Source organism: Streptomyces sp. NPDC038200, from assembly GCF_055600785.1.
The window spans coordinates 1-13,631 of record NZ_JBVJYH010000037.1 but is presented as its reverse complement, the minus strand read 5'-3'; the positions used below and the strand labels follow the sequence as shown (position 1 = coordinate 13,631).

General features: G+C 70.6%; 13 protein-coding genes. 4 read left to right on the top strand and 9 right to left on the bottom strand.

The window, feature by feature from the left end; all coding sequences use genetic code 11:
• Positions 1–353 precede the first annotated feature (353 nt).
• Entirely contained in the window at positions 354–1,145 is a 792-nt protein-coding gene (locus ACZ7KF_RS40275) for a GNAT family N-acetyltransferase (RefSeq protein ID WP_471087246.1), read from the top strand.
• Positions 1,142–1,366: a translation initiation factor IF-1 gene (infA, locus tag ACZ7KF_RS40270; protein ID WP_212914249.1), complete on the top strand. Its 225-nt coding sequence runs from the start codon at positions 1,142–1,144 to the stop codon at positions 1,364–1,366. The genes ACZ7KF_RS40275 and infA overlap by 4 nt, the downstream gene beginning before the upstream one ends.
• Before the next feature lie 180 nt (positions 1,367–1,546).
• Here infA and ACZ7KF_RS40265 read toward each other — a convergent pair whose 3' ends face one another.
• The 7 genes from ACZ7KF_RS40265 to ACZ7KF_RS40235 all read right to left on the bottom strand — a co-directional run bounded on the left by ACZ7KF_RS40265 (position 1,547) and on the right by ACZ7KF_RS40235 (position 10,482).
• The gene (locus tag ACZ7KF_RS40265; RefSeq protein ID WP_471087242.1) at positions 1,547–2,320 is read right to left on the bottom strand and encodes a class I SAM-dependent methyltransferase; all 774 of its coding nucleotides are present in this window, start codon (positions 2,318–2,320) and stop codon (positions 1,547–1,549) included.
• Between the two features lie 281 nt (positions 2,321–2,601).
• Positions 2,602–3,567 carry an SMP-30/gluconolactonase/LRE family protein gene (locus tag ACZ7KF_RS40260; protein WP_471087239.1) on the bottom strand — a complete coding sequence of 322 codons (966 nt, stop codon included), beginning with the start codon at positions 3,565–3,567 and terminating at the stop codon, positions 2,602–2,604.
• A gap of 183 nt (positions 3,568–3,750) precedes the next feature.
• Positions 3,751–4,596: a fumarylacetoacetate hydrolase family protein gene (locus ACZ7KF_RS40255; RefSeq protein ID WP_471087236.1), complete on the bottom strand. Its 846-nt coding sequence runs from the start codon at positions 4,594–4,596 to the stop codon at positions 3,751–3,753.
• 58 nt (positions 4,597–4,654) lie between these two features.
• On the bottom strand, positions 4,655–7,582 hold the full coding sequence (locus tag ACZ7KF_RS40250; RefSeq protein WP_471087233.1) for an FAD-binding and (Fe-S)-binding domain-containing protein: 2,928 nt from the start codon (positions 7,580–7,582) through the stop codon (positions 4,655–4,657).
• A gap of 118 nt (positions 7,583–7,700) precedes the next feature.
• Positions 7,701–8,561, bottom strand: coding sequence for an alpha/beta fold hydrolase (locus tag ACZ7KF_RS40245; protein ID WP_471087230.1), 861 nt, complete (start codon positions 8,559–8,561; stop codon positions 7,701–7,703).
• A 43-nt stretch (positions 8,562–8,604) separates the two neighbouring features.
• Positions 8,605–9,348, bottom strand: coding sequence for an alpha/beta fold hydrolase (locus ACZ7KF_RS40240; RefSeq protein WP_471087227.1), 744 nt, complete (start codon positions 9,346–9,348; stop codon positions 8,605–8,607).
• A 258-nt stretch (positions 9,349–9,606) separates the two neighbouring features.
• Positions 9,607–10,482 (bottom strand): alpha/beta fold hydrolase, encoded by an 876-nt coding sequence (locus ACZ7KF_RS40235; RefSeq protein ID WP_471087224.1) that lies wholly within the window; start codon positions 10,480–10,482, stop codon positions 9,607–9,609.
• Positions 10,483–10,893: 411 nt separating this feature from the next.
• Here ACZ7KF_RS40235 and ACZ7KF_RS40230 point away from each other — a divergent pair, with 411 nt between their 5' ends.
• Positions 10,894–11,436, top strand: coding sequence for a DUF5959 family protein (locus ACZ7KF_RS40230; RefSeq protein WP_471087221.1), 543 nt, complete (start codon positions 10,894–10,896; stop codon positions 11,434–11,436).
• Here ACZ7KF_RS40230 and ACZ7KF_RS40225 read toward each other — a convergent pair.
• Both ACZ7KF_RS40225 and ACZ7KF_RS40220 read right to left on the bottom strand, forming a co-directional pair.
• Entirely contained in the window at positions 11,334–12,224 is an 891-nt protein-coding gene (locus ACZ7KF_RS40225) for a hypothetical protein (protein ID WP_471087218.1), read from the bottom strand. The genes ACZ7KF_RS40230 and ACZ7KF_RS40225 overlap by 103 nt on opposite strands.
• 123 nt (positions 12,225–12,347) lie before the next feature.
• Positions 12,348–12,764, bottom strand: coding sequence for a peptidase inhibitor family I36 protein (locus ACZ7KF_RS40220; protein ID WP_471087215.1), 417 nt, complete (start codon positions 12,762–12,764; stop codon positions 12,348–12,350).
• 542 nt (positions 12,765–13,306) lie between these two features.
• On the opposite strand from ACZ7KF_RS40220, the gene ACZ7KF_RS40215 reads away from it, so the two are divergent.
• Positions 13,307–13,531, top strand: a complete 225-nt coding sequence (locus tag ACZ7KF_RS40215; RefSeq protein WP_471087212.1) for a hypothetical protein — start codon at positions 13,307–13,309, stop codon at positions 13,529–13,531.
• The last annotated feature ends 100 nt before the right edge of the window (positions 13,532–13,631 follow it).

Sequence of the window (13,631 nt, the reverse complement as noted above, 5' to 3'; positions counted from 1 at the left end):
CTTGCGTCATTGCCGCGGCGGGTCAACCGGTGCGCCGAACGTCGCCGCGTCCACGTCGAGTGCTTCCGCACGATCGTCTCAGCGAACCCCCTGAGCCCCCGCATCCGGTGACCTACGCTGGAGACGCCTCGAGAGGGCCGGATCGTGATCGTGCGGCGAGTCGTGCGAAAAGTATGTGAGCGAGGCGGCGCCCCGCTGCTACTTTCGTGGTGGACCGTGAAGTCGTCGTATGGAGGTGAGCCCCGTGAACACAGTCACCCATGGGTGCTCCCTCAACCCGTCACGGTCCGGCGGCTGACGTTCGGTGTCGCCAGGAGCGCCTGAGATCGACGCACTCCTGGAGGGAGACTCCGATGAACACAAAACCTTTCACGTCTGGTCTGAGCGAGAACGCGGTGGTGATCACGCGCGTCGCGGACAGGCAATGGCATGCGCTGGATGACGACCTGGTGGTCGGCCGGGGGCATGCGGCACACCGGCCCGACGGACGCTTGTTCGTCAGCATCGACGCCTGGCACGACGCCGCCTTCGACCGGCTCGCCAAGGCGATGCTGGCGGAACTGCCGGCGCCGTTGTACACGGTGGTCGACGAAGCCGACGTCGCGTTGACGGCCGCCTGGCGGCGGGCCGGTTTCACGGTCCGGCGCCGCGAGTGGGAGTACGGCGTGCCGACCGATCCACGGGTCACAGGGCTCGAGGCGGTCCTGCCGCCCCCGGGTGTGACGATCGTGCCCGCCGGTCAGGCGGACGAGAGTCTGCTGCGGGCGGTGGACCGCGCGATCCGTGACGAAGTCGAGGCGACCGTCGGATGGCAGTCGATGCCCGCGGAGGTGATTCCCCGCCCCGCGGACGACACCATCGTCGACCCGTCGACGTACACCGTGGCCGCGGTGCCGGGCCGCTATCTGGGGCTGATCCGGGTGGTGAGGGTGAAGCGGCCGCGCATCGGGCTGGTCGCGGTCCGGGCCGGCGAGCAGCGCCGGGGCATCGCGCGGGCGCTGCTGGCCCACGCGCTGGGGACGTTGCACCGCTCCGGGTCCGCCGCGGCCTGGACCGAAGTGCACGAGTCCAACCGGGCAGCCGCGGCGCTGTTCGAGGGCATCGGCGCCCGGCCGATGAGCAGCAACCTGGAGCTGGTGCGATGACGAGGAACAGGAACGTCATCGAAGTCGAGGGCAAGGTCGTCGAGTGCCTGCGCAGCGCCATGTTCACCGTGGAGCTGGAGAACGGCCACCAGGTGCTCGCGCACATCAGCGGGAAGATCCGCAAGAACTACATCAAGATCATGCTGGAAGACCGGGTGCTGGTGGAACTCCCGCCGTACGACCTGACGCGCGGCCGGATCGTGTTCCGCTACCGGAACTAGCGGCGGTCGGCAGCACCTCCCCGTAGCTGATCCTGGGCACCGGTCACGCGGTTTCCGTGACCGGTGCCCCCGATGATCGCTCGCACGGTCGCGGCGGGTACCGCTCCAGCCGCCGCCGGCAGGTCCGGGCCGGGCCGAGCCCCCGGACAGGGCCGTTCGACAAGATCGCGTCGCGAGTTCTCAGTCGTCCGAGCCGGCGGCCGACGGCGGTACCTCGAGGACGAAGAAGAGGAAGGTGGTCCTGGTCGAAAGATCATGGAAGTCGTCGGGGAACAGCTCACGGGCGGCCGGGTCGGGCTGTGGCTCGCTGATGGCGGCAAGACGGAAACCGGCGGTGGTGAAGGCATCGGTCATCGCGTGCAACGGCTTGCGCCAGAACCTCATCGGGGCGGACTGCCCGTTGAACGTCCAGGTGAAGGAATAGCTGGTGGTCGCGAAGTAGTCCGGTCGAGGATCCTGGAACGTGTAGGCCACGAAGGGGTGGTCCACCGACGCGATCAGACGGCCGCCGGGCCTGAGCACTCGCCGCAACTCGGCCAGCGTCGGCCCCCAGTCCTCCAGGTAGTGCAGCACCAGCGAGGCGACCACGTCGTCGAACGCACCGTCGGCGAACGGCAGGCGGTCCCTCAGGTCGACCACGTGCAGGGCCACGTCGTCACCGAGCCGCCGCCTGGCCAAAGCGAGCATCCCGGCGCTGGCGTCGATTCCGGTGACGACCGCGCCCCGGTCACGCAGTGCGGCGGACAGGGGGCCCGAGCCGCAGCCGGCGTCCAGGATCCGACGGCCGGCCACGTCTCCGGCGAGGGCCAGCATCGCGGGCCGCTCGTAGTACGCGTTCACGAGATTGTTCTCGTTCTCCGCCGAGTACGCCTCGGCGAAACTGTCGTAGGCGTTCACCCGGTCCCGGTCTGCGGACCGGTCGTACACCTCGGGCACATCGGATAGATGTTCCATCGGCCCAGCCTAGTAGCCCGCGTGCTCCGCCGGACAGGTTCCGGTCGCAGCACGGGTACTCCGTGCGGCTGCCGCCGGGCGAGCGACGGCAGCGGCGCCTTGCGGTCCTGGCCTCAGGGTGAGGGTGGGGAGGACATGGTGACCCCGGAGCCGTCCCGTTCGTCGAGTCGCGGGGCGCGTCCCTTCATCCGGCGTGCGGGGACTCGGACCGGTTCACCGATCAGGGGCGGTTCGGCACTCCGTGCTCCTTCGACTCCGCCCCCGCCCCCGCCCCTTTGGAGCTAGGCACCGCGGTGCACCCGGACGGCCAGGAGGTTGGGGTCGTCGTTGGTGGAATAGGCGGCACTCGCGACGTAGGCCGTCGAGCCCCGCACGGCGAGCGAGGTCGGGTTCCGGAGGCCGTCCGCGCCGGTGAGGACGACACTGTGGCTGCCGTCCGGCCGGACGACGGAGATCTCGTTGTCCGCGTTGATCGCGGCGAGCAAGGTGTCGCCGTGACCGGTGAACGCGAAGTCGTCGATGTTGACGAGTCCGGTCGCCCGGATCCGGACCGGACCGGCGGTGCCGCGAGCACCGATCGGGATGCGCAGTACGGTGCCCTTGTCGAGGTTCGTTACCCAGACGGCACCACCGTGGATCTTGATGCCGTTGGCACCGAGGAAGCCCTCGGGAGCCAGTTCGGACGAGGCGGCCCAGCGCGTCGGCACGCCACCGGTGGCCGGCACCCGCCAGACGGTGCCCAGGACGGAGTCGGCGATGTAGAAGAGGCCCGTCCGTTCGTCGAGAGCCAGTCCGTTGGGCAGGCCGTCGGCGGGAAGCGCGGCGATGCGCTGGGGGATGCCGCCCGGGCGCAAGCGCCACAGGCCGGTCTGGTCCGCGCTGCCCGTGGCGTACAGGAAGTACAGCGTGCCGTCGTGCGTGCGGACTATGCCGCCCAGGAAGGGCGAGGTCAGCGCCGGGGTGGTGGCGCCGTCCGGGGGCTCGGGGAGGGTGGCGAGGACGTGTACGACGCCGTCCTGGGTGATGCGGGCGACCTGCCGGCTGAACGCGAAGGTGACGTCGGCGGCGCCGGACGGCTCCAGGACGATGTTCTCCGGGCGTTGTCCCGCTGCCAGGTCCAGGTGTGCCACGAAATGCACGTCCCCGGTCGGAGCCGCGGTCGCCGGGCCCGTGACGGTCACGGCCAGGACGGCAGCCGCCGCCGCGGCCAGCAGGCTCGTGCGCGTGGCTCTCGTGGAGATCTTCATGATGGTCCTTCGGACGATGTGGGCGTGTGGATCGGTGTACGGCGTGGGTGTACAGCGATTGGGTGTAGGGCGATGCGGGTGTACGGCGAGGTGACGCTGCCGTTGCCCTGCGGGTGTACGGCGAGGTGACGCTGCCGTTGCCCTGCGGCTGTCGCGCCGGTGTGGTGCCGGGCGCCACGGTGATCAGGCGGCGGCGAACCTCTGCCGCAGCTCGCCGATGCCCTCGACGGAGCTGACCAGTTCGTCGCCGTCGCCCAGCCAGCGCTGCGGCGAGCGGCCGAGGCCGACGCCGGCCGGCGTGCCGGTGAACAGGACGTCGCCCGGCAGCAGCGGGAGCACGTGGGACAGCCGCGAGATGAGGGCCGGGACGGAGAAGATGAGGTGGCGCGTGCGGTCGCGTTGCACCTCCTCGCCGTTGACGGCGCAGGTCAGTTCCAGGTCGTCGGGGTCGTCGAACTCGTCGGGGGTCACCAGCCAGGGCCCGGTGGGGGTGAAACCGGGGAAGGACTTGCCGAGGCTGAACTGGGGCGCGGGGCCCTCCATCTGGAGGATGCGTTCGGAGAGGTCCTGACCGACGGTGAGACCCGCGACGTGGTTCCATGCCTCGGCCTCCGGCACCCGGTGCGCGGCACGACCGATGACCAGGACCAGTTCGACCTCCCAGTCGGTGTGACCGCCGTGGGGCAGTTTCACCTCGGTCACGGGTCCGGTGAGGCTGGTGACGAACTTGGTGAAGACCGGGGGCATGCCCTCGGGCGGGGTGAAACCGGCCTCCGAGATGTGCTCGCGGTAGTTCAGGCCCACGGCCAGAAGTTGGCGGGGGGCGGGCGCCGGTGCGCCGAGGCCGGCCGGGTCGAACGGTGCCGCGCCGCTGTGGTCAGCATGGGCGGCCCAGGTGCGGAACTCGTCCCATCGCTCGTAGACGGCCTGCGGGTCGGAGGAGAACCGTCCGTCGCTGGCCTTGTTGACGTCGACCGCCCCGTCGGGGGTGATCAGGACCAGGCGTCCGGCGAGATTGGCGATGCGCACGGTGTACTTCCCGGGTGGGGTGAGAGGGACGGGTGGGAGTCGAAGCGCCGTACCGCGCTCATCGGGTGGGGCGGGTGGCGCGTTCGAGGGCCAGCAGCACGGACCGGTAGGGGCGTCCGGTGACGTGCTCCATGCCGATCTCGCAGGTGCGGTTGGCCGACAGGTGGGCGTCGAACGTCCCGGCGGCGACCTCCTCGGCCTCGTGCCGGGTCGCCGCCTCGGTCAGCTCCTTGTGCAGCAGCCCGCGGTCGCCGGCGAAGCCGCAGCACTCGGCGTGGACGGGTACCTCGACGTCCCGCGCGATGAACTCGGCCACGGCGCGCAGCTGTTCCACGTCGCCCAGGTGCCGCATGGAGCAGGTGGGGTGCAGCACCGCGCTGTCGAGCGGCTCGGTCACCTCCAGGTGCGGCAGCAGCTCGGCGGCCCAGACGACGGAGTCGACGACGGTGAGCTGCTCGTGCTTCTGCAGGTTCTCGGGGGTCAGATAGGGCCGGACCTCGTGGCCGATGCCGAGCGTGCACGAGGAGGCGTCCACGACGAGCGGCAGCCGGCCGCCGTCGGTCCACTCCCAGGCCCGCTCGACGATGCGGTTGGCCATCAGGGTGTTGCCGTCGTCGTAGCCCTTGGAGTGCCAGATCGTCGCGCAGCACGAGCCGGTCATGTCCGCCGGCACCCACAGCGGCCGTCCGGCACGTCGGGAGACGGCGACGATCGCCTCGGGCAGCGACGGGTCGGCCGCGCCGTCCGGCCCGGCGAAGATCCGGTTGACGCAGGCCACGTAGTAGACGGCGACGGCGGACCCGCGGTCGGTGACCGGCAGCTTCGCGGGAGCGGGTGACGGGATGCCGGGGATCCATTCGGGCACCAGCTCGGGCGAGACAGCCCGGCGCAGCGCCGACGTGACGTTCCCCATGATCCGGTCGCCCACGTGGTCCGCGACGCCGAGGGCGGTCCGCACCGACGACTCGACCAGGCCGAACCGTCGCGCGACCCGCTCGGCGTTGCGCTCCTCCCGCCGGGAGTGCCTCTGGTGCCTGAAGCCCTTCATCATGGCGCCGGTGTCGATGCCGACCGGGCAGGCGATCTTGCAGGTCGAGTCGCCCGCGCAGGTGTCGACGGCGTCGTAGCCGTAGGAGTCGAGCAGCCGGTCCATGGCGTCGGAGTCGGCCGGCTGACGCATCATCTCGCGGAGCAGCACGATCCGTTGGCGTGGTGTGGTGGTGAGGTCGCGGCTCGGGCAGACCGGTTCGCAGAAGCCGCACTCGATGCAGGGGTCCGCGGCCGACTCGATGACGGGGATGGTCTTCAGGCCGCGCAGATGGGCTTCCGGGTCGCGGTTGAGGACGACGCCGGGGGCGAGCACGCCGTGCGGGTCGAGGGTCTGCTTGATACGCCACATCAGCTCGGTGGCGCGGGGGCCCCATTCGGACTCCAGGAACGGGGTCATGTTCCGGCCGGTGGCGTGCTCGGCCTTGAGGGAGCCGTCGAAGCGCTGCACGACCATGGTGCAGAACTCGTCCATGAAGGCCGCGTAGCGCCGCACGTCCTCCGGGCGGGCGGCGTCCAGGGCCAGCAGGAAGTGCAGGTTGCCGTGGGCCGCGTGCCCGGCGACGGCGGCCTCGTAACCGTGGCGCTCCTGGAGTTCGGCCAGGGCCCGGCACGCTTCGGCGAGACGGGAGGGCGGCACCGCGAAGTCCTCGGTGATGAGTGTCGTCCCGTCCGGCCGTGCCTTGCCCACGGCCGTCATGAAGGCTTCGCGGGCGTGCCAGTACGTGTGGACGGTCGCCGGGTCCTCGACGAAGCGGTTGGTGACGGACGGCACGGGGGTGACGAGCGTCAGGTTCGTCAGGACGGCGGCGGCCGCCCGCCGGTTCGCCGTGTGCGCGGCCTCGTCGGGTGCGCGGAACTCCACCAGCAGCGCGGCGGTCTCCCGGGGCAGGTCCGCCCAGTCGGCGGGGACTCCGTCGACGCTCGCGCAGGCCCGCAGGGTGTTGCCGTCCATCAGTTCCACGGCGCGTGCGCCGGCGTCGTTGAACAGCGGCACCGCCGCGGCGGCGGCCGTCAGGTCGGGGAAGAACAGCAGGGCCGTGTGCGTGCGGCGGTCGAGGGGGACGGTGTCGAACACCGTCTCGGCGATGAAGCCCAGGGTGCCCTGGGAACCGACCATCAGCCCGCGCAGGATCTCCACGGGGGTCGTCCCGTCCAGGAAGGCGTCGAGGCGGTAGCCGTTGGTGTTCTTCAGCTCGTACTTGGCGCGGATGCGGGCGACGAGCGCACGGTCGCCCTCGATCTCGGCCTTCAGCGCGAGCAGGCCCTCGTGGAGTCCGGGTTCGGCCCGGCGCAGTTCGGCGTCGGCGTCCGGGGCCGCGGTGTCCACGACCGTGCCGGACGCCAGGACGACGGTGAGGGAGGACAGCAGCCGGTAGGAGTTGCGGGTGACGCCGGCGGTCATGCCGGAGGCGTTGTTGGCGACCACTCCGCCGACCGTGCACGCGCTGGAGCTGGCCGGGTCGGGTCCGAGGAGGCGGCCGTGCCGGGACAGTGCGATGTTGGCCCGCCCCACGGTCGTACCGGGTCGGATCCTCGCCCGTGCGCCGTCGCCGAGGATCTCGACTCCGTCCCAGTGACGGCGTACGTCGACCAGGATGTCGTCGCCCTGGGCCTGGCCGTTCAGCGAGGTGCCGGCCGCCCGGAAGACGATCTCGCGCTGGTGCGCGTGGGCGTAGCGCAGCACCGCGGCGACGTCCTCGGCGGACTCGGCGAGCACGACGACCTGGGGTACGAAGCGGTAGGGGCTGGCGTCGGAGGCGTACTTGACCAGGTCGGACAGTGTGTGCAGCACCTTGTGCGGGCCCAGCAGCCGGACCAGGTCCGTGCGCAGGGGTTCCGGTGTGCCGGCCGCCCGGTCGGCGGGCACCCGGTCGGCGAGCGGGCCTGCCGTCCGGTGCGGCCGCAGCCTGTCGGGGTCCGGTTCGAACAGGACCATGCGGTGCTCCCTTCCTTGGGGTTCCGGGCGGCGGCCGGTCGGCGGTGCGGGCCGGCCGCCGCCCGTGAGCGGCCCGGCACCCCGCGGGACCGGAATCGTCCTGCGGGGTGCCGTGCGCTCAGTGGTGCTGGTGGGCGGGGGCGACGGCGCGGACGGCGCGCAGGATCAGCTCGGTGACGGGCGCCGGGTCGCTCACGGAGACCGCGTGGGGTGCCCGCACCGAGACCGTGTGGGCCCGCGCGCGGCGGGCCATCCAGCGCTCGGCGGCCGGGGGGATGTTGCGGTCCTGGTCGGCCACGAGGTACCAGCTGGGGATGTCCTTCCAGGCTGCCGCGGTGGCCTTCTCCTGGAGCGCGGCCAGCGCGATGGGGCGCTGGCCCACGGCCATGACCTGGGCCGTGGTGACGGGGACACCGGCCGCGAACTGCTTGCGGAACAGGTCCTTGCGGATGACCAGCTCCTGGCCCTCGCCGCCGCCGGGGAGCGGGTAGGACTGGCTCGTGGTGGCCTGGGCGAGGGTGCTGCCGGGGAACTTGTCGGTGAGGCCGAGGGCGCTCTCGCCGATGTCGGGGACGAAGGCCGCGATGTACACGAGTGCCTTGACCTGGGTCGCCCCCGCCGCGGCGTGGCTGATGACGGCGCCGCCGTAGGAGTGCCCGACGAGCACGATCGGCCCGTCGATGCTGTCCAGGACGCTGCGGATGTAGGCGGCGTCGCTCGTCAGGCCGCGCAGCGGCAGGGCCGGCGCCACCACCCGGTGCCCCTGCCGCTGCAGCCGCTCGACGACACCGCTCCAGCTGGAGGCGTCGGCGAACGCCCCGTGGATCAGGACGACGGTGGGCCGGGACGACAGCGGGGGCCGGTGGCGGTGGCGGTGTGCCGCCGCCGGGACGGCGGACGCCACACCCGTGCCACCGAGGGCGGCGGCGCCCGCCAGCAGCGAGACGGCGACGGTACGGCGCGAGATCGGAGGATTCATCACATGCTTCCTGTGCTGGGAGGAGAGGAGGGCCGCTGGCCGGTCAGTGGGAGTCGGCCGGGGCGTCCGCGGTGGCCCGGACGGCCTCCTCGATCAGGTCGACGACGCGCTGCGGGTGGGCGAGCATCACCAGGTGGGAGGAGTCGACCTCGACGGTGGTCATGCCGGCCCGCTGGTAGCCGTAGCGCTCCACATCGGGGTTGATCGTGTGGTCGGCGGAGGAGACGAGGCCCCAGCTGGGCTTGGTCTTCCAGGCCGCGGCCGGCGCCGCCTCGGTGAACGCCTGGGCGGCCAGCGGGCGCTGGGAGACGGCGAGGACGGCGGCGAGCCGCGGGTCGACGTCGGCCGCGAAGATGGCCGGGAACCGGTCCGGCTGCACCGACACGTCGGTACCCGGAGTGGTCGAGCCCTCGACCGCGACCGGTGTGAAGACGAGCGCGGAGGCGAGGTCGGAGTCCGGGAAACGGCCCTGAAGCTCGCCCAGGCTCTCGCCCTTCTCCAGCGCGTAGCCGGCCAGGTAGACGAGTGCTCGGACGTTGTCCTCCACACCGGCGACGGTGATGACGGCGCCACCGTAGGAGTGGCCCACGAGGATCACGGGTCCCGGTATCTGCCGGACCAGCGCGGCGACGTAGGCGGCGTCACCGATCAGGCTGCGGTTGGGCACGGCGGGGGCCACCACGTCCAGGCCGCGGGCGAGCAGCTCGGGGATGACACTGGCGAAGCTGGAGGCATCGGCGAAGGCGCCGTGAACCAGGACCACGGTCGGCTTGTCGGAAACGGACATGACTGACTCCTTTAGATCGGATGAGGTACAGATAGATCGGGTGAAGTACAGAACTGAGCATTACGGACTGGCCGCGTCTTAATCTGTCTGCGCGTGCACTGAACGTGTCCTGTGGGTGCCCTGTGCGCTTGCGGGCCGACTGAACCCCGCGAGCCGGGCAGCATCAGCAGTTCGGCTGTTCGCCGATTCAGCCGTTCGGCTGTCGCTGATTCAGCAGTTCGGCCGTTCGCCGATTCAGCCGTTCGGCCGTCGAGACGATCAGCCCTTCCAGTCCGCGAGGAAGGCGAGCAGCTCGGCGTTGACGATGTCGGGGCGTTCCTCCTGGCAGAGATGGCCACACCGGGGAATGGGCACGCCGCGGACTTCGCGGGCGATGCCCTTCCAGACCTCCAGGACGTCGTAGGCCTGTCCCACGGCGCTGAAGTCCTCGCCCCACAGGGTCAGCACGGGACAGTCGATCAATCGGTCGGCGTCCGCGCGGTCCTGTTCCACGTCCTGCGGGGCCGCGCGGTAGTCCATGCAGGACCCGCGCACGGCGCCCGGCTGCTGGTACGCGCGCACGTACACCGCGATCTCCTCCGGGGAGAGCATCTCGGGGTCGTACGACCAGCTCCGGTAGAAGTGGGTCAGCCAGGTCTCCTCACGGCCCGCGATCAGCGCCTCCGGAAGGTCCGGCACGCCGAGGAAGGTGAAGAACCAGTAGCCCTGCCGGGCGAGCGTCACGTCGTACGTGTCGGCGATGACCCGGGTGGGGATGTTGTCCATCGCCACGAACCGGTCGATGCGGTCCGGGTGGTCCTTGGCGAACCGGGTGCCGACACGGGCGCCCCGGTCGTGCCCGACCAGGGCGATCCTTTCGTGGCCGAGGTGGTCCATCAGGGCGATGACATCGTTGGCCATGGTCCGCTTGTCGTAGCCGGACGCCGGCTTCTCGGTGTCGCCGTACCCGCGCAGATCGGGTGCGATGACGGTGAACCGCTCGGCGAGAGCGGGGATCTGCTTGCGCCAGCCGTACCAGGTCTCGGGGAAACCGTGCAGGAGGTACACCGGCGGCCCTTCGCCCGCGCTGACCCAGTGTTGCCGGATACCGTTGAGAGTGGCGGTGTGATGCGTGATGTCGGTCAGCTCTGCCATGGGTCTCACCCGTCGCGTCGAAGGAGTGGGGTCGGGAAGTCGAAGGGGTGGGTGCGTCGAGAAGGGCACGCGCGCGCCGCTCGGTGACGAGTCGACGGCTCACTGACACGTCCGCTCGACGGGCCGACGGATCATCGACGAGGACGGCTCATCGATGAGAGTCAGTCACCCGCCCAGGGCCGAGCGGGCGCCGTCCAGCTCCTTGGACACGACGACTCCTCACTTGACTTGGCGAAGCGAAGTCGCCGACCGGGGAAGGAACGGTAACGCCGGCGCGCGGACGCCGACCGGCCGAGCCCGCGCCGCGGCGGCCGGTGCTGTCACGCTACGAGGTGACGGCATCCGCGAATGGCGTGACAGCGCACTGGCAGTGGCTTCGCAGTGCACGGCCGCCACAGAGGCCGGAGCCTCATGAGGGCCGCAGGACCCGGGCGGCTCCGGCACGGGCGCGGCCGCAGCGGGCTGGGCAACCGCGGCCCTCGCGGACGGCGGTCGCGCCCGCTCAACCGGTCAAGGTGCCCTGGTGGAAGTACATCCGCCGGCCTGTTTCCGTCAGACGCCACACAGAGCTTCGCCACGCCCGACGACCCCGATGGTCGGCGAAGTACGTCAGATGAACGACGCCGGAGCAACAGAGACCAGCGGCAGTGGCGACGGGCCCTGGACATGTTCGGCACAGCGCATGACATCGCGTGGCGTGAGGGGACACGCGTCCCTTGGCTGTTCGTCGAACCGGGACTGGAAGCGCCTGGTGATCGCGTTCACGTGCGCGGTACTCGACCGTCGGTGCGCGAGAGGCCGCCGGTGCGACCCCATCGGCCGGTCGGCACCGGTCGACGAACCGGTCGCGTTCAGTCCGGTCGGTGCAGCGGGCGGAGAGCTCTCCTGACCGTGGGAGCTGGAGCGGGCTGTCCCCCAGGGCGGGCGAGCGCCTTCCGTACGTTGGACAGGTAACGGGTCTTGGCTTCCTTGAGAGCGTGGAAGGCACCTGGGTGGGCGTTGATGGCCTGGCGCTGCAGGGCGGCCTCGGTCTCTCGCCAGACGGCCACCAGACCGGAGCGGTGCTTGCACGCGACATCGGTGAGGGCGGTGCGGATTTCGGGCCGGGTCGGTGTCCTGGTGTTCCAACGGCGATCATCGGCGGCGGACGCCGGGCCGGCGTAGGCGAAACCGTGATGCCGCATGCAGGCGCTCCATTCGCGCAGAGCATGGGTCACCGCCTTGCTTCTGCTCGCACGCCGGTAGGTGTCCGTGGAGATCCTGTTGAGCAATGACCAGTCGGGATGGGGCACGCCGGCCAGCAGGTGCTCGACGGCTTCGGTGCGACAGCCGCCTTCACCGTCGCGGCCGTAGGCGGCGAGGCGTTGCCGGGAACTGAGCGAGGCTTGCCGCGCGTTGTACTGAACGCTGCGCCGGTCGGCTTCCGGGTCGGGCAACGGGTGGTAGCCGAACCGCTTGGCGACCTCTGTCTCGACGAGGCCGTAGCGGTAGCGATTCGGCCATTGGTCAGGGCTGCCGTTCGGGTCGCGGTGGATGCCGGGCCAGACCAGGTGCTGCCGGGCCATACAGGCCGTCGTCAGACTGTCTTCGGCGTCCTGTACGCGCGTGAGATCGGGCAGTTGAAGGGCGAAGGCGTCCAACGGCAGTGCCAGGGCGCGAACCTCCCGGCTGGCACGCGGCGCACGCTGGTGCACCGTGTCGTCATGGTGCCGGTCGCCGCACCCTGTGGCCATGGCGCCCACGACGAGAAGGGCGCCGGCAGCCGAGACCGTCCGTAGTCGCACAGAGGGACCTCCCCTCGAAGAAGCCCGGGGCGGATCTTCCACGGACGAGGTGGCACACCCGCCCCGGGGACGGCCGGGTGATCAGCAGTACTTCTTCAGCGAGCTGATGGTGTCGTTGCCGATGTCGGTGTTCCTCAGGTCAGCGGCCGACGTGTGCTGGTAGAAGGTCATGTACTGCCCCCGGTACGAGTAGTCCTGGAAGACCCTCCAGACGCAGCCGTCCACGTTCTTGACCGAACTGATGCTGTCGTTGATCTTCTTGCTGCTGTGGGGCCACTTGTTGTTGCTCAGGTACCGGTCCGAGGAGCAGAACTTCTTCCACGCCCCGCGGTAGTTGACGCTCTCGTACACGTGCAGGGGGTTGAAGCAGGTGGCCGCGTGCCGCACCGGCGGGGCGGACGCCGGATGGACCTGGGCCGCGGGCGCGGGTCCGGCCAGGGCCAGTCCGCCGACGAGGGTGGCCGCTGCCACCAGCGTGACGTGCTTGATCCTCTTCACGGCTGCTTCTCCTTCGGTTCGTTCCGTTGATTCGTCGTGTGTCCGTGTGTTCGGCCGCGTGGGGACGGTGGTCCTCGTGGAGGCCGGTCCGAGGGGGCCGGACCAGGACGCCTTCACGTGGCAGCCGCCTGCTCCCGCTGCGAGACGACGACCGTGCTCCCACACCCTCCGCCCCGCACCTCCGCCCTGGACGGCACATGCGCACACCATTACCGATTCAGCAGATTGCCGTAACTCTCACCTGTATCGACCATTCATGGCGTGAATGCACCCTGTTGACGGCATATCGAGCACAGGCGCCCTGGGAGACACTGGTCCGAGGCGACGGACCGCCGGCCCACGCCACCCCACCTCGACACAAGGGCTCACCCGAAAGTGGGTAACAAGCCCCTCTGGAAGTGCTGCGTGCCAGGACGGGGGGTTCGAGGCTGCCGCCGGAAGCGCGCCCTCATGGCGACCGCGGGCCTGAGTCTCCGCTGTCCCGGCCCGGCACGAACCGACGCCGATTCCATCGCGGCCGCACCGTTTCCTACACTCGCGGCATGAACAACTACACGTGCACCCACTGCGGCACCGTCGGTCTGCTGGAGGGCTTCATCGAGGACGCCGGCGAGCACTCGCGCGGGTACGCGCGCTGGATCGAGGGGGCGTTGGAGCGGGGGATCTTCGGGGGTGCCAAGCGGTTGGGCCGGCCCCGGCGGCAGATCGAGGCGTACCGCTGCCCCCAGTGCGGGCACCTCGAACTGTTCGCCACCGGCGAGGTGTAGTCGGCCCTAGGTGTATTGATCACGAGCGTTGTTGACACTTGGCGGGCTTGATCATGGCGAAGACCTCCGGTGTGGTGGAGCTGTCTAGGACTGCACCGCA